18 protein-coding genes and 1 other annotated feature are annotated in these 22908 nt (G+C 43.5%); of the genes, 4 read left to right on the top strand and 14 right to left on the bottom strand.

Features of this window, described 5'->3' with window-relative positions; all coding sequences use genetic code 11:
- Positions 1-8 precede the first annotated feature (8 nt).
- Genes B9L23_RS15425 through B9L23_RS15435 form a run of 3 tightly spaced genes read right to left on the bottom strand, consistent with a single transcriptional unit; the run spans position 9 to position 3628 of the window.
- Positions 9-1370: a VanW family protein gene (locus B9L23_RS15425; protein WP_089097962.1), complete on the bottom strand. Its 1362-nt coding sequence runs from the start codon at positions 1368-1370 to the stop codon at positions 9-11.
- Positions 1371-1391: 21 nt separating this feature from the next.
- Entirely contained in the window at positions 1392-2174 is a 783-nt protein-coding gene (locus B9L23_RS15430) for a PRC-barrel domain-containing protein (RefSeq protein WP_089097963.1), read from the bottom strand.
- Positions 2175-2194: 20 nt separating this feature from the next.
- Complete coding sequence (locus tag B9L23_RS15435; RefSeq protein ID WP_089098342.1) at positions 2195-3628, bottom strand: hypothetical protein; 1434 nt, start codon at positions 3626-3628, stop codon at positions 2195-2197.
- Between the two features lie 106 nt (positions 3629-3734).
- Here B9L23_RS15435 and B9L23_RS15440 point away from each other — a divergent pair, with 106 nt between their 5' ends.
- The 3 genes from B9L23_RS15440 to B9L23_RS15450 are packed head-to-tail and all read left to right on the top strand — an operon-like array spanning position 3735 to position 6691.
- Positions 3735-4388 (top strand): prepilin-type N-terminal cleavage/methylation domain-containing protein, encoded by a 654-nt coding sequence (locus B9L23_RS15440; RefSeq protein ID WP_089097964.1) that lies wholly within the window; start codon positions 3735-3737, stop codon positions 4386-4388.
- Positions 4372-4941 (top strand): prepilin-type N-terminal cleavage/methylation domain-containing protein, encoded by a 570-nt coding sequence (locus B9L23_RS15445; protein ID WP_062677130.1) that lies wholly within the window; start codon positions 4372-4374, stop codon positions 4939-4941. Before B9L23_RS15440 ends, B9L23_RS15445 begins: the two co-directional genes overlap by 17 nt.
- A 13-nt stretch (positions 4942-4954) precedes the next feature.
- Positions 4955-6691, top strand: coding sequence for a hypothetical protein (locus tag B9L23_RS15450; RefSeq protein ID WP_089097965.1), 1737 nt, complete (start codon positions 4955-4957; stop codon positions 6689-6691).
- Between the two features lie 75 nt (positions 6692-6766).
- On the opposite strand, the gene B9L23_RS15455 is transcribed toward B9L23_RS15450, so the two are convergent.
- The 3 genes from B9L23_RS15455 to B9L23_RS15465 all read right to left on the bottom strand — a co-directional run bounded on the left by B9L23_RS15455 (position 6767) and on the right by B9L23_RS15465 (position 13673).
- Complete coding sequence (locus B9L23_RS15455; RefSeq protein ID WP_089097966.1) at positions 6767-9559, bottom strand: VWA domain-containing protein; 2793 nt, start codon at positions 9557-9559, stop codon at positions 6767-6769.
- 83 nt (positions 9560-9642) lie between these two features.
- Positions 9643-10935 carry a bifunctional folylpolyglutamate synthase/dihydrofolate synthase gene (locus tag B9L23_RS15460; protein ID WP_089097967.1) on the bottom strand — a complete coding sequence of 431 codons (1293 nt, stop codon included), beginning with the start codon at positions 10933-10935 and terminating at the stop codon, positions 9643-9645.
- Positions 10936-11030: 95 nt separating this feature from the next.
- Positions 11031-13673 carry a valine--tRNA ligase gene (locus tag B9L23_RS15465; protein WP_089097968.1) on the bottom strand — a complete coding sequence of 881 codons (2643 nt, stop codon included), beginning with the start codon at positions 13671-13673 and terminating at the stop codon, positions 11031-11033.
- A 44-nt stretch (positions 13674-13717) separates the two neighbouring features.
- Positions 13718-13956, bottom strand: a binding site (T-box leader).
- Positions 13957-14111: 155 nt separating this feature from the next.
- Between B9L23_RS15465 and B9L23_RS15470 the strand changes: the two genes are divergently transcribed.
- Positions 14112-14300 carry a hypothetical protein gene (locus B9L23_RS15470; RefSeq protein WP_015864680.1) on the top strand — a complete coding sequence of 63 codons (189 nt, stop codon included), beginning with the start codon at positions 14112-14114 and terminating at the stop codon, positions 14298-14300.
- Here B9L23_RS15470 and ysxE read toward each other — a convergent pair.
- The 8 genes from ysxE to hemA form a co-directional block, all read right to left on the bottom strand.
- Positions 14266-15276 carry a spore coat protein YsxE gene (gene ysxE / locus B9L23_RS15475; protein WP_041269951.1) on the bottom strand — a complete coding sequence of 337 codons (1011 nt, stop codon included), beginning with the start codon at positions 15274-15276 and terminating at the stop codon, positions 14266-14268. The two genes, B9L23_RS15470 and ysxE, sit on opposite strands and share 35 nt — an antisense overlap.
- 69 nt (positions 15277-15345) lie before the next feature.
- A complete protein-coding gene (spoVID, locus tag B9L23_RS15480) occupies positions 15346-16563 on the bottom strand; it encodes a stage VI sporulation protein D (RefSeq protein WP_089097969.1) in 1218 nt (405 codons plus the stop codon).
- 126 nt (positions 16564-16689) lie between these two features.
- Positions 16690-17985: a glutamate-1-semialdehyde 2,1-aminomutase gene (gene hemL, locus B9L23_RS15485; protein ID WP_089098343.1), complete on the bottom strand. Its 1296-nt coding sequence runs from the start codon at positions 17983-17985 to the stop codon at positions 16690-16692.
- A gap of 18 nt (positions 17986-18003) precedes the next feature.
- On the bottom strand, positions 18004-18981 hold the full coding sequence (gene hemB / locus B9L23_RS15490; protein WP_089097970.1) for a porphobilinogen synthase: 978 nt from the start codon (positions 18979-18981) through the stop codon (positions 18004-18006).
- Entirely contained in the window at positions 18962-19762 is an 801-nt protein-coding gene (locus tag B9L23_RS15495) for a uroporphyrinogen-III synthase (protein ID WP_089097971.1), read from the bottom strand. The genes hemB and B9L23_RS15495 overlap by 20 nt, the downstream gene beginning before the upstream one ends.
- The gene (gene hemC / locus B9L23_RS15500) at positions 19759-20694 is read right to left on the bottom strand and encodes a hydroxymethylbilane synthase (RefSeq protein ID WP_089097972.1); all 936 of its coding nucleotides are present in this window, start codon (positions 20692-20694) and stop codon (positions 19759-19761) included. The genes B9L23_RS15495 and hemC overlap by 4 nt, the downstream gene beginning before the upstream one ends.
- Before the next feature lie 14 nt (positions 20695-20708).
- Entirely contained in the window at positions 20709-21542 is an 834-nt protein-coding gene (gene ccsA, locus B9L23_RS15505; protein ID WP_089097973.1) for a cytochrome c biogenesis protein, read from the bottom strand.
- Between the two features lie 16 nt (positions 21543-21558).
- The gene (gene hemA / locus B9L23_RS15510; protein WP_089097974.1) at positions 21559-22890 is read right to left on the bottom strand and encodes a glutamyl-tRNA reductase; all 1332 of its coding nucleotides are present in this window, start codon (positions 22888-22890) and stop codon (positions 21559-21561) included.
- Between the last annotated feature and the right edge of the window lie 18 nt (positions 22891-22908).

Below are 22908 nucleotides of genomic sequence, written 5' to 3' on the forward strand. Positions count from 1 at the left end.
CTTCATCCCTACTTTTCGTGATCATGGCCTTTTTGCTGGCCGCTAGAGTCATTCGTTGTGGAAGGTGTTTCTTTTTCGGATTGCTTTTCTTCAGATTGACCGTTATTTTCGTCTTGCTTTTCTTTCGGTTGCTCATCATTTTTACTTTCATTATCTGTTTGTTTTTCATCCTCTGTTGACTGTTCTGATGAAGATGGAGTTTCATTTGCATCAGAATTGCTGTCCCCAAGTTCTAATCCACGAAGTTCAATGTTGTACGATGGCGGATAAAAGTCTTCGGCAATCGTTTCCACATGTACAAGATGGTTTTCATCATACGTTTCCCTTTTCACTTTGACAAGCATTCCTCTTTTTCCACTTTGCTTTAATTGACGTTCCCCAGGACGAAGGAGAGGGCTATATTGAACAACCGTCCTCGGTTTGAAATATTCGATATCTCCAACTTTCACCACATACTTATAGACAAATGGCAGTCCGAAAAGCGTGACATGCAAACGGTTTTTTTCTACCCGGAACTTTAGCGTATAAGCAGTGGTATTCGGATTATAAAACTGCAAATCACGATTGCCGCCGTCTACTTTTGCTTCATAGCCAATCGTTATTCCATCAGGAAGTTCGCGGCTTGTATGCCGCTCCAATACCGTAAAATTCGTCGGCAAAATCGTTTGATAAATCGCTGATGCAATCATGCTCATCTCTTCGGAAGAAAGCGACCCGCTCGTCTCCTTGACATATTCAGCAAGCGAAAAAATGCTTTTTCCTTTAATTTCAATGGTCGGATTGGCAGAAATCCATTCAAGCAATGGCGCTGGCCTTTTCCCCAATTTCAGTGTCGCCGCGCTCACTTGCTGTTCCGTTTCATCGGAACGGGAAACATATGCTGCAAGGTCAATCGGTTCTGACGGCATTTGCAAACCAGCCGCAATATTTGTGACATCGTTTTGCAATTTTTCGAGATTAATAGAAGAAGCGAGCGGCGGGGGAAGCAGTGTTTTTATTGTTTTAGAAAATTCTTGCACATCGAATTGGACAAGAAGCTGGGACGGCCGCCCTGACACTATTTGCCTTGCGCTTTGTTCGATTTGGAACGTAAACAGGGATGTAGGAATCTCTCCTTTTTTTTCTTGATACACAACGGGAATCGTCGCATCTGCCTTCCATTCATTCACTTTTTTCGCGATTTCCGCCAGCGCTTCTTGTTTGGATTTATTCGCAACAGAAATAGGCCCAACCATCGTTCCTGCGGGCAGGCGGTCTGTCTCTCCCAAAAACGTTTCGTAGGCTAAAACGCCAATTTGCGAAAAGCTGATCAAATAAATCGTACAAACCGCTATGACGAAAAACAACTTTACCGCAGCAATCTGTCTCACCGCCTACCTTCCCCCTTTTGCTTATGCCTCTACGTTCATTGATATATCAACGATCACGCTTGGTCCTTCTTCCTGCGCTTTCTGAATATGTTCTTCTGTCAAAATGGTGCCAGCTTCAATAAACGTATTTCCGTTTTTGTCGACAATATCTTTCGTCACCCGTTTCCCTTTTAAAAGCTCCATTTGCTTTTCGCGCAGCGCATAAAGCGCTTCTTCGCTTTCCGCTCCTTCCATGGCTGCTTCGCCGCCGGAATGCTGCTCATCCGCATGTTCCGCCGTTTCTTCGCCATCCTGCCCTTCTGCCGGAACGAGCAAATGTGCCTCATCAAGCAAAGAAGACGGGGCATTGTCATGGACGACTAAAATATCTTTTCCATATGTTAATATAAATTCCGATGATAACACTGCCTGACGGTCACCGACGTGCAATTCAATGCCAATAATTTCTCCCGTTTCTTCATCGACAAAAAATTCGGTTACCTCACCTAGCAGCTGTCCTTTTCTCGTCATCGCTTTCGTGTTTTTGATGCGAATTTGTTTATTGACAAGCTGATTGGCAATCGGAATTTCCGATAAATCAATAATATCGTGAGAGCTTTCCACCGTTACGGCAAATTCGCCGATACCGACCACTTTTTTAAACGGGATCGCTTTTAAGCTTAACTGAACATCTTCTTGTTCAACCGTGAGAAAATCAACGGATCCTTTCTCTGGATTAATGACTAACGTTTTTACGGTTCCTATTTGCGTGCCATCAGAAATATTAATAATTGGAAGACTGATGATTTGTGCACTATTTTTCATATTTTCACCACACCTGTTCTTTATAATTTCTGTAATGTATGTGTAAGAAATTGAATTTCCTCTTGTATGATTGGATAGGAGCGAAATTTTTCTTTCAGCTCGGCAAGCAACGATGCAAGTTTACCGTATTGTTTCTCTAATAAATAATGTTCCATTAACAAACACGCAAACACGTAATAGTCATAATCGGGTAACGGGGTTTGCAAACATTGAATAATACGTTGTTCATATTCTAATGGATCTATATGCTTGCGGTTTAACTGAAGCTCAGTAACTATGGTTTGCAAAATTTCGGACTGAACCGGCCTAGTAGCAGTGAGACTTTCTGATAGACTAACATCGTTTTCCTTGGTAGAAATGGCTTGCTCTTTAGCGCCCAAATCACTCTCATTCTCTTGTGGCCGTTCATTGTCATTCCATCCCGCTATTTGCGCCTCTTGTGCTTTTCCGTCTAATTTTTCCTGCAGCATCTTTTCGTTTTCCAAAGAGAATGATTGTTTTGCCTGTGAAGAAATAGCTTCCTTTGATTCTGTTTTCTCGGAAAGAATATCGTCCCATTCGAAACTATCCGGTTCTATTTCTGCCGCCTGTTCATTCTCTTCCATTGCTGAAGGCTGCGTCAGCATGCTCCAATCTTCTGGTGAAATATGTAATCGATTCTCTTCGCCATCGCGCGCTGCCATCACTTGTGTGCCATCGGACACAACAACCAAATTTTCTTCCATTTCTGGCGTTATGGTAGGAGGCAACTCATCAAACGGCATATCCGTATTTCGTTCGATATTTATTTCCATTTCCAACGGCCATTCATTGAAATTGTCCGTCTCATTTATATTGTCATTTTCCACTGTCTCCCATGGGAGATCACTTTCGGACATATCCTCGTCCTGCTTTTCATCTGTGGCCACAGTAGGCGGCAGCTCGCTTATTTCCACCATTTCGCTTTGTTCAGGGTTCTTTTCATTTTCCCATGGAAATTCCTGTTTTGCCGTTGTTTCGATTTGTTCGATTTGCTCTATATCGGCAGCGATCTCTAATGGAAGCTCATCGACCGTAATGATTTCATCTTGCTCTACTTCCGTGCTTTTTTGTGAAACATTTTGCGGCACTATTTCTTCATTGACTCGCACTGCTTCTTCATCATGCAACACGTCCGTATTTTCGCTAAGTTCATCTTGGTCTTCGAATTCATCCTCGTCCATTTTGTTTGCTGCATAAAAAACATGTGCAAATTGGCGATGAAGCAAATATGTCACCGCAGCCATAAGCAACCCTAATAATAGAGCAAGCTTCCACATCGGAAAGAAGGACTTTGCTACTAAGGCAAGAAGAGAAAGAAACAAGGCAATGATGAGTGCTGCGATTTTCCCGCTCCAACTTAATCCTATAGGAAGAATAAGCAAAATCGGAATGGCAAGGATAAAAGCAATGATCAAAAATATAACGTGTTTCAATGTTTCACCCCGTTTCCCCGCACCATTATACAAGACAATTTTCCTAAAATTCGGCTCTAACTTATTGTATAATAAAGTTAAATATTTGGAAAGAAGGGCATGACCAATGGAGGAAAAGAATTTTTTAGCACGCCTCTCTTCAAAAGGCTTCACCTTATTGGAAGTGCTAGCATCCATCACCATTTTGTCCATCGTCGCAATAGGAATGTTTTCCTTTTTTACGAACGCCATGCAATATACGACATACAATCAAGACAAAACGGTCGCCATCAACATCGCCCGCGGCGTATTAGCCTATATGGAGCGCCTTGATTTCACGGAGTTAAAACAATATGTGGAGAGCAAAATGAATAATACAGACAGTCAATCGTTTGTCTATCTGAATGCTTCTGACTGCTCCGCCGACGGTTTTCCGTTGCTCGGCGGCGAAAACGACAAAGAAACTAACCAAAAAACCTGCGAAAGGGCTCTGGGTCCTGCCGTCAATAACATTGATTATAAAACGCGCGTTCATATATTTCTTGTTCCGTATGACAAAAAAGCGCAGGACGAGCTGAAAGCAAACCCGCCAGAACAATTCCCTGCATCATTAATCGAGAAGATTCGCCGCGAAGATGAAGAAGACGGAGAAGGCGCAGAAAATATCAACACAGATTTGCAAAACTATCTGCTCAAAGTTTATGTGATCGTGCGCTGGGGAGATCGTGTTGAAGATTCGGAATGGCTTGAAGGTGTGATTGCCGATGAAACGATACGTTAATAATGCAAAAGGATTATCGCTCGTGGAACTGTTGGCGGCGATTGCGATTTCCTCCATTATAATTACTTCCATCTATGGAGTGTTTCTCAGCGGGCTTAACGCATACAAACGAATTTATATCGAAAATGAGCTTCGAAGCGAAGCCGATTATATTGTCGCCACCATTATGAATAGACTTTACGGGTTTGCACCGGACGGAATCGTGATGGACGAAACGGAAACAACAAAGACACAAATCGAATTTGTGAAAGATAAAGATATTAACATTTCTCTCGGCATGTTCCAAAAAAGACCTCCAGACAAACTTGAAAGATTTGTTGTTGTTTTGCAAGATGACTCGATTGTCATCGATGACGAACAGCTGCGTTTGAATCGTTTAAAAATCGTTGTGGACAAATCGGAGCTTTCCTACACCTGTGCCAAACAAGAAGAAAATATTTGTAGAAGCGGCGTCGTTACCATTAAGCTTGCTGTCCAAGACCGCGACCATGATGATCCGGATGACTTGCTGTATATCAAACCGTTTACATTAAAAACTGAATTCGGCTTTTAAAGGAGAGAGGCTAATGAACGAAAAAGGACATAGTTTAGTAGTCACGATGCTGATTATCACCATTTTTCTCCTTCTTGGCTTAACTATTATGTCTGTTGCGATTTATCAAGCGCGATTTACGGAAGTGCGCGTGGAAGATGTGGAATCACTTCATGAAGCAACAAAAGCGATCGAAGAAACGATTGCGGAAATGAAGGTAGCTATTTCGAAACCTTCTTTTGAACTGTCTACTCCTGGAAATTTGGATACACAATTGGCTGTGCTGCTCCCTGATTTAGAAAATCGCTATGGAGTAAAGATTCAGGACGTAACGTCGACGGATGATTACAATATCAATCGTAATAAATTGTTCACCCGAGTTTTTTTGCTTTCCAAATCGTACGGTAACAAAACGGTGGAAAGACGGGTGATTTTGACAAATACGCCAAGCTTTTTAAAATATACCCTCGGTTCGAGAGAAGACGTTGTTTTAAACGGCGGAGCGTATATTGAAGGAAATATTTACGCCGAAAAAAATGCTTACGTGACAAATGTCGCCAATTACATCGATAACTCTTTAAAATATATGAAACAAACGTCATTCCCGACAACGAGCAAAAATAGTGTATTGTTTGTCAATGGAAGCTATTTTTCTTGTGACCATGCCAAAAACGACTGTTACAACATTGCGGGCAATATTTTTCAGCGCATTGCGGAAAATTATTCTAATGACATCCGTTTTCAATCCCAAGCCCCTTCCATTCGAAAAGAACGCGAGGAATTTATTGATGTGGATTTCGAATGGACTGTAAAAGATAAGTTGTTAAATGCAGCAGGAATGGAAACATTTAGTCCAGAATATAATAATTATATTAATAAACGCATCGACCTGCTTTTCACGGAGCTGCTGCCGCCAGATCAAGATTCAGATCAAGACTTAGAACAAGATTCATATCAAAGTTCAGATCAAGATTTAGATCAAGAGCAAAATTCCCCAGATCAAGGGCAAAACCAAGAGCAACAACGCTTTGTTGTTTTGAAGAGCGTTTCGGAATTACGCCAAAACATTGATTCCATTGATCGGTCTGTAATTCTTCAATCTAAAGATTCTTCGTTATTTTTCCTTGACCATGGAGAACTTAATTTACAAAATAAATGGCTGATTATAAACGGTGATTTATTTTTAGGAAACAGCGTCAACACACCAACAAAAGTACGGGGAAACATCATCGTGTTCGGCGATTTGACAATCAATGGCGATATAGAGCTTGATTCGACAATTTATGTCTTTGGGCGGCTTGATTCACCAAATGTTCCTGGACGCACATTGATTTACAACGCTAACATTACCGGCGATAAAGAAGTCGTGCTTCTTTCAAGAGGGCCGTTGGAAATCGCGCGAATCAATGAGTTTGAAAACAATCTTTCTCTGGAACCGCCGAACTTAAAAGGATACTTTTATACTGAAAGCAACGCGACTGTCTATGCTGTCGGCTCATATATCAATATTCAAGGCGGTTTGTTCGCGCGCGGCGACACGTCAAGCACAGCACCGGACTTTGACGTCTCCGGGCTTGTCATCAACGCTTATCGCGGTGCAGCGGAAAAACAAGGCGGCTCCATCATTTTTACGCCTCCTTCGTCGCTCGATCACAAAGAAGAGTCCCGCTTTGTGATCCGTCATGACCCATCGGTATTTATTAATCGCGGAAAAGGGTTGCCGTTCGTGAAAAAACTGTCTCTTATCGTTGACAAGTTAACCGTCAAATAAAACAAGATGCGGGATGCTGCTTTTCGCTTAAAAGAAAAGGTGCCTTAAAGCGAATGATAAGGCACCTTTTTTGTTTTACCATCTATATTTTCCGCTTTCGCCTGGGGACGTGGTGTTTTCCTGAACGATGACTGTCATTGAAGCTTGAATGTCTTGATCGTCTTGCTTTTTCTCCTCCGCGGTGATGGTAATGGTCGAGTATCCAACTTCTTGAGCGACGATATACCATCTTCCTTGCTCTTTTTCCACACTAACATATTCTGGAGCGCTCGATATGACAGAGCGGATGTTTTTGTTTGTCGCATTATCTGGAATAAACGTCAAGATGGAGGAAATGTCCACTTTATCTCCGACTGTCATCGTATATATTTGTGGTAGATTGATCGCTTCTAATGGCACATATGGATTACGCACCTTGATCGTCGCTATCGCTGAAACGTTGCTTCCGTCCATTGCCCGCACCGTAATCTCAACTGTTCCCGGATTTTTGGCAGTAACTTTTCCGTCCTCCACTTCCGCGACGTCCGAATTGCTTGAAATCCACTCCAATGTTTTGTTTGTCGCATCGCTTGGCATGATCGTTACCGAAATTGTCTGCGTTTCGCCAACTTCCATCGTTTGTTTATAGTCTAATGTTAATTGGCGAACACGCTTAATGTATGTCAGCGATACAGTGGTAATGCCGTCTCCTTTTGTCAATCCTCCTGCCGCTTTAATGGATATCGTCGACGTTCCATCCCAAGTGACCGGAATTTCATATGGCGAATCGAGCGGCTTCCAAGCGTTATTTTGCTTTGGATTTTCGACTTTATATTCGTACGTGACTCCCTCTCCTGCGACACGTCCTGTTACTTTAACGGTTACCGGTTGGGTAACAGTCGCGCCGCTTGGGATTGGCTGGCCGTCTTCAGCTATAATTGCAACGCGCGGTTTTAAATATAGCGCTACCGTCTCACTGTTATTATACGTGACGAGAAGAACGTCATCACCCTGAAATTGCAGCGCCTTTACTGGAAGCATCAGCAGCCCATCATGCGAATGATTCGTCCTTCCAAGCCTGTTTGGCTCTTTCTTCGTAATAAGGCCGCGCTCGTCTCCTTCGTAATATATATCAGGCGATTCATGCAGGCGGACTTTCATTCCAATCCGTTGGGAAGGTGCCTTTAATGACGATGTCCGCGCGCCGTATTTGCTGTCTTGGAACGAAACGACAGCTGGCGGAAGCTGCACGTTTTCCATCGCCCAGTTTGCTTGAAGCGTTATTTCACCGGTAATCTCGTTGTTATTTAGTTGCTTATAGTCAATAATCGTATTTGGAAACGCAATCTCAGCGTACTGGACGCCATTTTCCGTGCGCACAGTCACGTTTGGCGACGGAACAACCGTAATCCCGTCTGGAAGCGGCTGAATCAATGTAATGTTGCTGATGTTTCCGGACGCGTTTCCGACATAGCCACTAGCAGTTAGCGAATAACGTGCCTTGAAGCGGTTCGAATCACCATCCGCATTGCCGAATTTCACTAAGTCGTCTACGTCCCTTGTGATTCCTTCAAGCGTCACCGTTCCGTCAAACGATGGCGGCACCTCGTCTTTGACAACAACCTTGACTGATTTCATGATTGGTGCCTGTTCTATTCCATATACATCACGATACGCCAATTCCGCTGTAAACGTATACTCCCCTTTTGCTTTAAACCGCACCGGAATCGAAACAGTAAACGGCGGCGGTGCCGGCTGCCCTACTTTATATGGAATCGAAAGCGTGATATAGGCGTTTTCTTTCTTATCATCGAGCCAAACTTGATCCGTCTCGACAATTTCCACGTTTTCGCCAAACGAGGTTAGCGGAATTTTTATCGTTCCGCTTAACACCGGATCATTAGCGAGCTTTGAAAACTGCTGGAAAATTTCCGTTAAGTTTTGCGGCGTTCCTTTCTTCGCCTGCCCGCCTGCTGTCGATGACAACTTTTCTAAATAGCCCATATCCACTTCTTGATTATTGCCGAAACCGATAGAATAGAGAGTTATATTGTTCATGCCAAGGGTTTTGGCAACATTCGTTCCATGTAAACGGATTTTTTCTTCAAATTCTCTATATTTTTCTCTGTCCGAATACGTCTTTGTTTCTGGGTGATCAGGATAATAGATCGTTCGGGCTGCCGTTATGCCATTGGAATATAAAACATATTGTACGTTTAAATTTTCCGTGACTTGGTTGCACGTTTTCCAGAACAATATTCCTTCACAAACTTTATACGTAATCGGTTCCTTTGCTATCGACACCGTCGGCATCCCATCCGTTAAAAAAATGATATATTTTTTCCGGGTTGGGTCATTAAAAAACGACTGGGCTTGTTGCAGCGCCTGTGTATAGTTCGTTCCTCCGTCGGCAGTGAGGCTGTTCGCTGTTCTGGAAATAAGATCTAATTGTTCCTTGACATCTTGCTGCGCAGAAAAAGGAACTACTTTATTGACTACTACTGTATCGGAAAACGGAACAAGGGCAAATCGATCATTCGGGTTGGCGTTCGCTTTGAAATAATCGACGGCGGATTGAAGCGCATATTTTGCGCTTTGAAGCTTCAAAGGCGTCATCGACCCTGACACGTCAAACACAAACACGACATCAATCGGCGGGCGAACAATGTTGTCCACCCTGCCTTTTGGGATTAAAGTTACATCCAATCGCCCCTGCGCATCCCCGTTTGGCGGTTTCGCATATTCTAGTTGCGAAGAGGTAATCGTAAAATCTAAAGTGGCGTTATTGGAGTCATTACTTTCCCCAAACACGATATTAGTGGCATCTCCTAAATAAAAACTGAAAAACAGTGCAATAAACAACCACCAAATTTTTCTCTTCTCCGCCACACTCCTCTCCCCCTATCCCTTACCAAAGTCCTATTACTTTTATTATAGCAAGACTTTTCAGCGGAAATATACAAAAATTTCATTTACATCAATAACTTTCTTACTTCCGCAATAAAGTAAAGCGATCCGGTAATCAAGAAAAGGTCATCGCTTCGTTTTTGTTTTTTCTTTTCTTTGACCCAGCCTTTCCAGTCGTCCGTCGTTGCTTTGTGCGGATGGTTGCACAAGGCGGCAAGCTGCTCAGGCGACGCTGCGCGCGGAAAATCGAACGAAGTAAACGTTATCGTTTTGGCAATTTCGGCAAGCGGCGGAATCATTTGCTCAAGCGGTTTGTCTGCCAGCGCGGCAAATAACACATGAACATCTTTGTTTGGATAGTGCGAACGTACCGTATTAACAAGACTATGAATACCTGCCGCGTTATGAGCGCCGTCAATAATAATCAGCGGCTTATTGCTTACCCGCTCAAATCGTCCGATCCACTTCGCTTTCTCTATCCCCTCATAAATATGCTCTTTTTCAATCAAAAACGAATAGCACATCCGCAAATACTCCGCTGCCATCACCGCGAGCGCCGCATTTTGCACTTGATGTTCTCCAAACATCGTTATTTTTAAATCGGGATATTGCGAAAATATTGTTTCCATTGAAAAATGTTCGCCATCCTCTGTTGACTCATGATGAACAATAAAAAAGTCTTCTTCTAATCGATATGTTTTCGCTTTCAGTGACTTCGCTTTTTCGGAAATCACCGCCCATGCTTCCGGCTGGTTTGCCGCGGTAATCACCGGAACGCCTGATTTAATGATGCCCGCTTTTTCAAAGGCGATTTTTTCTAATGTTTCTCCTAAAAAATTCATATGGTCATAGCTGATGTTGGTGATAATGGAAAGAAGCGGATAAATGACGTTCGTCGAATCAAAGCGGCCGCCAAGTCCGGCTTCAATAAGCACAACGTCTTGAATATTCTTTTTCCCGAAATAATAAAGCATCATCGCCGTAATGACTTCAAATTCCGTCGGCGCGCCAAGTTCTGTTTTTTCCAATTCTTCTGCAAGCGGTTGGATTACTTGCACGAGTTCAACGATTTCCTTGTCACGAATTGGGTTTCCATTTACGCTTATTCGTTCATTAAATTGCTCCACATACGGAGAAGTAAACGTTCCGACAGAGTAACCTGCCGCTTGTAAAATATGACGCAAATAGCTTACCGTTGATCCTTTTCCGTTTGTTCCAGCAACGTGAATCGCTCTAACAAGGCGCTCTGGATGTCCAAGCTTGTCCATCAACCATTCCATCCGTTGTAATCCCGGTTTAATTCCTAAACGCAAACGTCCATGAATCCATTCCAGCGCTTCTTTATATGTACGAATCATTCTGTCTCCCCCTTGCTAATCTGAATGCGATGAGAAAAGACGAATCCAAATCTATTGGATTCGTCTTCATGATAAAAGAAGCGGCGGCGCGTTGTCTATTTTTTTAATTCGGCAAGGCGCGCGCGAACAGCTTCGCGTTTTTCTAAGTAGTCTTTTTCTTTTTTCCGTTCTTCTTCCACCACGTGCGCAGGCGCTTTCGTAAGGAAACCTTCATTGCTTAACTTCTTCTGCACGCGCTCGACTTCTTTGTTGAGTTTTTCAAGTTCTTTTTCGAGCCGTTTGATTTCTTCTTCGATGTTAATGAGCCCTTCAAGCGGCAAGATTAATTCCGCACCAGTAACGACCGCTGTCATCGCTTTTTCCGCAGCTGGGATGTCAGTTGCAATCAACAGTTCGCTCGGATTGCAGAACCGTTCTAAATACACGCGGTTCTTTTCCAATGTCGCTTGAATATGCTCGTCTTTTGCTTTAATGTGCAGCTTGATTGGTTTGCTTAACGGTGTGTTCACTTCGGCGCGAATGTTGCGAACCGCGCGGATAATGTCCACAAGCAAACGCATTTCTTCCGCCGCTTCGTGGTTGGAAAGCTCTGGACGAACTTCCGGCCATTTCGCTACCGTAATTGACTCTCCTTCATGTGGAAGGTGCTGCCAAATTTCCTCGGTAATGAACGGCATGAATGGATGAAGCAGGCGCATTGTATTGTCAAGCACATATGCCAATACAGAACGAGTCGTTTTCTTCGCTGCTTCATCATCCCCATAAAGCGGAAGCTTCGCCATTTCAATATACCAATCGCATAAATCATCCCAAATGAAGTTATACAACACGCGGCCGACCTCACCGAATTCATATTTTTCGGCAAGTTTTGTCACCGTTTCAATCGTTTCGTTTAAACGCGTTAAAATCCAATGGTCCGCCACTGTTTTTTCTCCGCTTAAATCAAGCTGGTCGTACGTCATTCCGCCCATGTTCATCAGCGCGAAGCGGGATGCATTCCAAATTTTATTGGCAAAATTCCATGTCGCTTCGACTTTTTCCGTACTAAAGCGCAAATCTTGCCCAGGCGAGCTTCCAGTAGCCAAGAAGAAGCGAAGCGAATCGGCGCCGTATTGATCGATGACATCCATCGGGTCAACCCCATTGCCGAGCGATTTGCTCATTTTTCTTCCTTGCGCGTCACGGACAAGACCATGGATTAATACATCTTTAAACGGTCTTTCCCCGGTAAATTCAAGACCTTGGAAAATCATGCGCGATACCCAGAAGAAAATGATGTCATATCCAGTGACAAGCACATCGGTTGGATAATAGCGTTTGTAATCCGGTGCCTCTGTATCCGGCCAGCCCATCGTTGAAAACGGCCATAGGGCAGAGCTGAACCACGTATCCAGCACATCCGGGTCTTGCTCCCAGTTTTCGATATCAGCCGGAGGTTCATGGTCGACATAAATTTCTCCTGTTTCTTTATGGTACCAAGCCGGAATGCGATGCCCCCACCATAATTGACGGGAAATACACCAGTCGCGAATGTTTTCCAACCAATGCAAATACGTTTTTTCGAAGCGTTCCGGAATGAAGTGCACTTTTCCTTCCGTTTTTTGCAGCTGAATGGCCGCTTCCGCGAGCGGCTTCATTTTGACGAACCATTGTGTCGACAAATACGGCTCGACAACCGCTCCGCTGCGTTCGCTATGCCCAACTGAATGCACATGTTCTTCGATTTTAAATAGCACTCCTTGTTCTTGCAAATCTTTGACGATTTGCTTGCGGCATTCGAAACGGTCCAACCCTTGATATTGCATTGCGTTTTCATTCATCGTGCCGTCTTCGTTCATAACGAGGATGCGCGGCAAGTTGTGGCGGTTTCCGATTTCAAAGTCATTCGGGTCATGTGCCGGTGTAATTTTCACCGCACCCGATCCGAATTCCATATCGACATACTCATCGGCGATAATCGGAATTTCGCGGCCGACAATCGGCAAAATAACCGTTTTGCCAATGAGATGTTTATAGCGCTCGTCATCTGGGTGAACGGCAACCGCCGTATCGCCGAGCATCGTTTCCGGACGGGTCGTTGCCACTTCGATATACCCGGAGCCGTTGGCAAGCGGATAGCGCATATGATAAAGCGCGCCTTTTACTTCTTTATAAATCACTTCAATATCCGATAACGCCGTTTTTGTTATCGGATCCCAGTTAATAATGTATTCGCCTCGATAAATAAGCCCTTTTCGGTAAAGCGATACGAACACTTCGCGCACCGCTTTCGATAAACCTTCATCTAACGTAAAGCGCTCACGCATATAATCGAGGCCAAGCCCTAATTTTGCCCATTGCTGGCGAATGTGGCTCGCGTATTCTTCTTTCCATTTCCACGTTTCCTCAAGAAACTTTTCCCGTCCTAAATCATAGCGGGAAAGTCCTTGCTTGCGAAGCTTTTCTTCTACTTTTGCCTGTGTGGCGATTCCGGCATGGTCCATTCCCGGAAGCCATAGAACGTCATAGCCTTGCATCCGCTTCATGCGTGTAATAATATCCTGCAGCGTCGTATCCCACGCATGTCCCAAATGGAGTTTCCCTGTTACGTTTGGCGGCGGGATGACAATCGTAAACGGCTTTTTATCAGGATCGCCCGTCGCTTCAAAAAATTTTCCGTCAAGCCACCATTGATATCGATTGGCTTCTACGGCTTTATGGTCGTATTTCGTAGACATTGTAATATCTTTTTGTTCCATTTTGTTTTCCCTCCTTCTTATCAATAAAAAACTCCTTTCATCCTAAAAAGGACGAAAGGAGACTCTTTCGCGGTACCACCTTTTTTCTTAAGCAAAAAGAATTTGCTTAAGCACTTCATTGCGATAACGGTCTGCGACCGGCTTCCTCTACTAGGCAAACACCGTTCAAAGAAGCAGCTCCAGGGCGACCTTCCAACGATAACCGTCCTAGGAAATCTCGCAGCTACTGATTTCCCTCTCTGAAGGCGTTATTCGTTGTACTCTTCCCTGTCTTCGCTTTTTTATTATTTTTCTGTTTATTATACTACGAAAAACTTGTTTCATCGTCAATCATCTTTGCCAAGTTTTTATTTATTTATTCCATTTCTTCGTTTTTGGTGACAAAAACAATATCCAATCATATTTTAATAGTAACATGCCCGAGGGAGGAAATGCTCGATGAAACGATTTAACTATTATTCATGGCCGCCATGGCTTCGGCAAATTCGTGCCGTTTGTGCGCAAGTGATTATTCCAATCACGATTTTTCAAGCGATTCGCACCATTTTTTTACCCACGACGTTTGATGTCATCTTATTGGCCATTTTTGTGCTTATTGCGGTGGCGTTTCATCTGGAGTGGATTTAGCTTCTTCTGCTTCTTTTCGCTGGACAAGGCGCATGACGACATACTCCATATTTTTCATTGTAAAGTAACGGCGTTGCAGTTCGGAAACATATTCCCGTTCACTTTTTCTGTTTTGCCGCTTCATCTCATACTCATAAATGCAGCGATATAAAAAATGCGGCTGCGCAAGATGGCTGAAAAGAAAGGACCATTCCTCTTCTAACATCGGCAACGTTTTTCCGTATTCTTCCATCCCTTCCACCCATTCATCACCGATCGGCGGAAATGTGCGCATATGATAACGAAGCGCAATGATTACATCGAAAAGCGGAGAGTTCCAACTGGCGCGTTCCCAACTAAAAAAATAACGATTGTCATTTTCCATCTCTATATAATGTGAAAGCCGTGCCTTTCCGTGAATCCAGGCAATTCTCCATTTTTTTGTTTCTTTCATTTTTTCATACCATTTCTCTAGCTCCGTTTCCGCAAACCAATACGCTTGCATTGTTTCATGAAAATACGTGCAGCATTGCAGCTGAAACGGAGACATATACCATGCATTTTCGCACTTTTCCACATATGATTGCAAAAAGGCGCGCTGCCTTTCCCATTCTCTTTTTTTATTCTCATAGTAATTTCTTATCTCTTCTTCGTTAATATCTATTTGTTTGAGTGACTTTTGATGTAAATAAGCAAGGTCGCGAAAAAAAGAGCGGACATGTTCTCGTTTTTCTTTTCTCTCATCGGATGAAATCCATGGCATTAAATAATAATGCCGGCCATACGATACAAACGGAAAACCTTGTTTTGACAAGTAAAGAGGAACAGATTGTTTTCCATAAAAAATATACGATTGTTGAATGGCTGCCATTTCCCTGGCGTTCGTTATTTCTTTTAAAGCAAATAGACCAGCGTTCGTATGGATTTTTTTTACTTTCCCGTAATCATCAACGCGAAACGGCTTTAACCCGTATTGCTGTAAAATGGGCGTATACATTTCGATGCGTTCTCTGTTCAATGAAACGACCCCCTCCATAAAAAGAAGTGAGGAATCATGTTTCCCTCACTACGAAGAGCGGCTTCCCGCTAGTGCCGGTATATATAACAATTGCCCTTCATGGATTTCCTCAGGGCTTTCCAATTGGTTGACACGAAGCAGCTGCTGGACGGTTATATCGTACCGATCGGCGATCTTGTCCAACGAATCTCCTTGCTGAACGATGCAAATTTTTACTTTCGTAAATTCCTCTTCTTGATTCTTCGCAAATAGTTTCGTTAAGTACAATGCATTTTCACTCTTTACTTTTTGTTTTTCGTTTTCATCTATTTCTTCTTTCATTTCATCAGCATCTTTTTCTTTCATCGATCCAATCGATACTTTTGCTTCTTGTTGTGGAGCAACGTTTTCTTCTTCTGCTTTCACCGCTTCCTTTTCTTCTAGTTGTGCGGCTGTTTCTTCCGGTTTTTCCAGCTGCGCGGATTTTTCTTCTTTTTCTTCTAGTTTTTCTAGCTGTGCGGATTTTTCTTCTTTTTCTTCTGGTTTTTCTAGCTGTGCAGCTTTTTCTTTCGTTTTTTCTAGCCGCTCGACTGTTTCTTCTAGCTGTTCATTGTTATTTAGCGGCACGGCTGTTTCTTCTTCCTGTTTTGTTTCTTCGCGATAGATAGCCGTCATTTCTTGTGCTTCGTCTTCATTTTGTTCCTGCAGTGCATGGTTGAAAATAGAAGATGTCTCTTCTTCCGATTGTTGCTTTCTTTGTTCTTCCTCGTATACTTCTTTGCGCGCGACAACTTCAAACGGTTCAAACAACAGGTCTTCGTCTTCTTCCTCTACTAACGAAGGTTCATAAGGTTCATCAAGCGGCGCTTCGCTAATTCCGCTGATCGAAATATCCGCTGTCACTAGCAATCTTCCATTTTCATCTAAATCATAATCGAACGATTCTACCGTCACATACACATCTTCTAAATGTTGGATGCGGTTTTTCGGAATCGTAATATCGATTGGAAAACGATGCGATAATTCACTAATGCCATCTTCGCGCGTAGAAATATGCTGAACGAATCGATGGCTTGCAAAATCAAAAGGATCTGCGCTGCTTTCTTCCCCTCCCGCCATCCGATATTCTCCGCTTAATTCTAACGCTCCGCGAATCGTAATATACTGTTCATATTCATCAACCGAAACAATCGGGTCCAGCGAAATAGAGAGAAATTCGGCGACTTCCTGTCCTTTTCTAAACCAGATCGATTCCTCAAGGGAAAACCGCAAATACGATTGCTCCAATCCAAACTCCTCCTTCCGTCCCTTACCAACAAAATTTTCTATGACATTACCCATTGTATGAAGGACGAACGAGCAATATGAATAAAAAAATCGGGCTGCCCATCAAAAGATGGACAACCCTTTCTTTTACTTCCCTTCGCGAATTTTCGCAAACGCGCGCTCTGCAGCGGCGATTGTTTTTTCAATATCTTCATCCGTATGTTCCGTGGACAAAAATAATCCTTCAAATTGCGACGGAGGAAGGAAAATTCCTTGTTCCGCCATTTCGCGATAATATGTCGCGAACATTTCTAAATTCGATGTTTTCGCTTTTTCATAGTTTGTTACTTCTTCATTCGTAAAGAAGAAACCAATCATGGAGCCAGCGCGGTTAATCGTATGCGGGATTTCGTATTTTTCCGCCGCTTCGCGCAATCCTTCTTCCAATCGATCCGCTTTTTTGCGGAATTCATCGTATGTTTCCGGCGTCAGCTGAATCAATGTTTCATATCCGGCCGTCATGGCGAGCGGGTTTCCCGATAAGGTGCCGGCTTGATAAATCGGGCCGCTAGGAGCGACTTTTTCCATAATTTCCGCTTTTCCGCCATACGCTCCGACCGGAAGCCCGCCGCCGATGACTTTTCCAAGACACGTCAAATCCGGTTCAATGCCAAAATAGCCTTGCGCACAATGATAATCAACGCGGAAGCCTGTCATGACTTCATCAAAAATAAGAAGGGAACCATATTGTTTTGTTATATCTCGCAACCCTTGCAAAAATCCTGGAACCGGCGGAACGACACCCATGTTTCCCGCAACCGGCTCGACGATGACAGCGGCGATATCTTCGCCAAACCGTTCAAATGCGTAGCGAACGCTTTCTAAATCATTATAAGGAACAGTAATCGTATTTTGCGCCACCGCTTCCGGAACACCAGGGCTATCCGGCAACCCAAGCGTCGCTACTCCTGAACCGGCTTTGATAAGCAACGAGTCGCCATGGCCGTGATAGCATCCTTCAAATTTAACAATTTTATTGCGTCCAGTGTAGCCGCGTGCCAGCCGAAGCGCGCTCATCGTCGCTTCTGTTCCGGAGTTTACCATGCGAACAATTTCGATGGATGGCACCCGTTCAATCACTAATTTCGCTAACTCGTTTTCAATCAATGTCGGGGCGCCAAAACTCGTGCCGTTTTCCGTCACTTTTTTTAGCGCTTCGACAACGCGAGGATTCGCATGACCTAAAATAAGCGGACCCCATGACAACACATAATCAATATATTCATTGCCGTCGATATCGTAAATTTTCGAACCTTTGCCGCGCGCCATAAAAATTGGCGTCATTTTTACGGATTTAAACGCGCGCACCGGGCTGTTGACACCGCCTGGCAACAGCCGGACCGCTTCCTCATACGCTGCTTTTGAACGTTCATAACTTCGCACCATTCACGGTTCTCCTTTCTATTCATTTAGCCAGCGAGCCGCATCTTTAGCAAAATACGTCATAATTAAATCGGCGCCTGCCCGCTTCATGCCGGTAAGCATTTCCATGACAATTTCTTTTTCGTTAATCCATCCGTTTTGCGCCGCTGCTTTGACCATCGAATATTCACCGCTGACATTATAGGCGACAAGCGGGAGATGGAAATGGTTTTTAATGTCACGGATAATATCCATATAAGCGAGCGCTGGTTTTACCATTAAAAAGTCAGCGCCTTCACGCACATCCGATTCCGCTTCGCGGAACGCCTCGAGGCGATTGGCCGGATCCATTTGATATGTTTTCCGGTCGCCGAATTGCGGCGCGCTGTCCGCAGCATCACGAAACGGACCGTAAAATGCGGACGCATATTTAATCGCATACGACATAATCGGCACATTCGTAAATCCGGCTTCATCGAGTCCTTGGCGAATCGCAGCAACAAAACCGTCCATCATATTAGAAGGTGCGATAATATCCGCGCCCGCTTTCGCTTGGCTGACGGCTGTTTTTACAAGCAATTCAAGCGACGGATCGTTTAACACTTGCTCGTTTTCGACTACACCGCAATGTCCATGGCTTGTATATTCACATAAACATGTATCCGCAATAACAACGACATCTGGATAATTTGCTTTGATTTGGCGGATCGCCTCCTGAACGATCCCATGCTCACAATATGCTTGTGAGCCGACTTCATCTTTTTCTGCCGGCACACCGAAAATGATTACCGATTTAATGCCTAGTTGGGCGACTTCATCCATTTCCTCATTTAAACGGTCAAGAGAAAATTGATAGATCCCTGGCATGGATGGTATTTCCCGTTTTACCCCTTTTTCTTCGACGACAAAAATCGGATAAATAAGATCGTCTACATGAAGATGTGTTTCTCTCACCATCGCTCGTAAATTCGCGGTTTGCCGCAGGCGGCGATGGCGATCAAATTGTAATGTTGCCATTTATTTTTCCCTCCATCGTCCTTTTTGCAAAATATAATTCCATTTCTTTTATCATATCATCAATCGTATACTCGTCTGGACAAATATGCACGGCAAGTCCCGCTTTTTCTGCTGTTTCCTTCGTAATCGGACCGATGCAGGCGATCACGCAGCCGCTAAGTAGTGAAGCGATATCTTCTTCTTCCATCATCCGTATAAAGCTTTGTACGGTAGAGGAACTTGTAAACGTGATCACATCCAGTTTTCTTTCCCGCAACAGATATAACAATTGTTCTTTTCCTGATTCATTCATCAACGTTTCATACACAATAAGGTCCGTTACGTCTGCTCCCATATTGATCAGCGCATCACGCAATACCGGCCTTGCTAAATTTCCTTTCACTAAAAGAACGCGGTCGCGCGGCTTAACAAGCGGTTTTAGCGCCTCGATCATCCCTTCGGCGACAAATTCGCTAGGAATGGCAGCAGGAGAAACGCCATACGTTTTTAAAGCCGCCGCCGTTTTCTTTCCGACTACCACCACTTTTGGAAGCGGAGTTTCCTTTTTGACAAATGGGAAGAAAAAACGGACACCATTTGCGCTTGTAAAAATGAGCCAATCATAATTGGGAAGCTGGCGCACACATCGTTCAATTTCTTCACGATGGGAAGAAGGAGAAATCGAAATAAGCGGAATTTCAATCGGCGTTGCTCCTGCTTTGCGCAGTTTTTCAGAGAACGCTTTCGCCTGTTCTTTTCCTCTTGTCACAAGCACCGTTTTTCCCGACAACGGACCGCTCACTGTCGATTCATCTCCTCTTTAATACGATCAATTAATGCTTTCGCGCCACGCTCTATTAACATTTTCGCAGCGTTCGTTCCGACTTCTTCCGGATTCGATCCGCTTACCGTTTCTTTATATATCTCTTTTCCGTCTGGAGAAGCAACAAGAGCGGTTAAAACGATATCCTCGCGATCGTCAATATATGCATATCCCGCAATCGGCACTTGACAGCCGCCTTCCATTTGTTGTAAAAATGCACGTTCGGCCAAAACAGCCCGCTCGGTATGAACATCGTTTAATTTTTGCAGCCATTCCCGCAATTCTTCATCGTTTTCGCGGCATTCCACCGCCAGCGCTCCTTGTCCAACAGCAGGAAGACATACATCTGTTGATAAATATTCCGTAATGACATCTCTTGCCCAACCCATGCGCACTAATCCGGCCGCCGCAAGAATAATGGCGTCGTAATCTTCGTTTTGCAGCTTCGCAAGTCTCGTATCGATATTGCCGCGAATCCATTTGATCTTTAAATCCGGCCGTTTTGCCAGTATTTGTGCAGAACGGCGCAAACTGCTTGTCCCAACGATCGCTCCACTTGGAAGATTCGCAAACGTTTCTTTGTTTTTACTAATCAACACATCATGATGATCCTCACGCGGCGGCACGCAGCCAATGATAAGACCATCAGGCAAAACAGCGGGCATATCTTTCATGCTATGTACTGCCATATCAATTTCGCCGTTTAGCATTGCATGTTCAATTTCTTTTACGAACAATCCTTTGCCACCGACTTTGGATAACGTTACATCAATAATTTTGTCCCCTTTGGTGACAATTTCTTTTACTTCAAATTCAAACGGCGCTCCTAATTGCCGAAGCCGCTCGATGACCCAGTTCGTCTGGGTGAGCGCAAGTTTGCTGCGGCGCGATCCAACGATGATTTTTCGCATCTTTCATTCCTCCACTACGAATACCAAAAATGAAATTTCGATAAACTACCGAATAAGAGAAAGTTTACCAATAAAAATAAAAACGAACCGATATTCCATAGTGCAATCATTTTTCCTTGCACTTGCTGGACAATGCGCTTGTAAAAGTAAATACTGTACACTGCAAGTACAACAAACGAACCTAACACTTTTACATCATACCAATGAAAATCTTCCACTTTGATATAGGCCCAAATCACTCCAAGAATCAATCCTAATAACAACATAGGCAATCCAATTAAATTTAAAACATAAGACATAAAATCTAATTTCGTTAAATCAGCCATCCGCCATAACCGTTCTCCCCATTTTTTCCGCTTCAATAAGCTGTATTGCAACATGTACAATACCGAAAAAATAAACGAAAGCGAAAACGCCGCATATGCCAATAATGCCATTGTAATATGAATCATTAGCAATTCAGAAATCAGCTTTTCGGCAACAGCCGGTGACTGATGGTGATTTGGCGCGAACGTATGAATCGCCAAAATTAAAAACGCTAGCACGTTCGTAAAAAAGACGATAAAATCAACGCGCATCAACCGGTTAATGATAAGAGATAACGTAATGAGCAACCATGCGTAAAAATAGAGGCCTTCCGACATCGTTAAAATTGGAAAACGCCCTGTCTGTATGATGCGAAACAAGAAAAAAAATGTTTGCAACATCCAAACAATAGAAAGTAACCAGAAAGCGACTTGATTCGCCTTCCGGTTACGTTGGAGAAAATCAGTAAAATATAAAAGTATAGACAATACGTACAAAACAATAGACAGCTCATATAACCGGGGCATGGTCATCTCTAACATATGCCAAAATCCTCTCTTATGACTGTAGAGACGGCATAGCGGCGCGTTGACCATCCGTTTTTGCTTGCTTTTGTGCTTTCACTTCGTCTTCGATATTAAAAATTTTCATAAACAATTGCAACGCTTCTTCGGCATTTGGTTCAGCTGCCAACTCTTTTGCGCGTAAAATCGGATCGCGCAGCAATTGATTAATAATGCTTTTTGTGTGTTTGTTCAATACTTTCCGGTCACGTTCCGATAAATGCGGCAATTTCCGTTCAATGCTCCGCATTGTCTCCGCTTGAATCGCCAGCGCTTTTTCACGAAGCGCCGCAATAACAGGCACAACGCCGAGCGTATGAAGCCATTGCTGGAAGGCAACAAGCTCTGTTCCGATCATACGTTCAATTTGCTCTGCCGCTTTTTTGCGCTCTTCTAAATTTGCTTGCACGATTCCTTCTAAATCGTCAATATCATATAAAAAGACGCTTTCTAACTCGGCAAGCGCTGGGTCTAAATCTCGCGGAACAGCGATATCGACCATAAATAGCGGGCGTCCTTTCCGCATTTTTTCTACATGAACCATCATTTCTTTCGTGATGATATAATCTTTTGCTCCAGTAGAGCTAATAACAATGTCCGCCTCCAGAAGCGCACAGGATAGCTCACCAAGCGATTTTGCCGTACCTGAAAACTTTTTCGCCAGCTGCTCTGCTTTTTCGAGCGTTCGGTTGACAACGGTTACTTTTCCTACGCCACTTCCATATAAATTTTGCGCCGCCAATTCTCCCATTTTGCCAGCGCCGATAATTAAAACATGTTTCGAAGATAAATCCCCGAAAATCTTTTTCGCTAATTCTACTGCCGCGTAACTTACAGACACGGCGTTTGCGCCGATTTCTGTTTCGGAATGGGCGCGCTTTGCAAATGTGACCGCCTGCTTGAATAACTGATTAAATATTGTACCAATCGTTCCATGTTCTTGAGCAAGAAGATAACTTGATTTTACTTGACCTAAAATTTGTGTTTCTCCTAAAATCATCGAATCTAAACCAGAAGCAACACGGAATAAATGTTCGACCGCTGCCTCATTTTCCATAATGTTTAAATAAGGTGTAAGCGCATCGATTTCCATATGAAACCAATTGGCCAAAAATGATTTTATATAATAACGACCGGTATGCAGCTGATCAACAACTGCATAAACTTCGGTACGATTGCATGTAGAAACAATCACATTTTCTAAAATGCTTTTTTGCTGCTGCAATTGCTTCATTGCATCGACCAATTCCGACTCACTAAACGTGAGTTTTTCACGGATTTCAACAGGGGCCGTTTTATAGTTTACGCCAACAACAACAATATGCACTTCCTTTATACCCCCTTA

The organism is Parageobacillus galactosidasius, assembly GCF_002217735.1.
Taxonomy (GTDB): Bacteria; Bacillota; Bacilli; order Bacillales; family Anoxybacillaceae; genus Parageobacillus_B; species Parageobacillus_B toebii.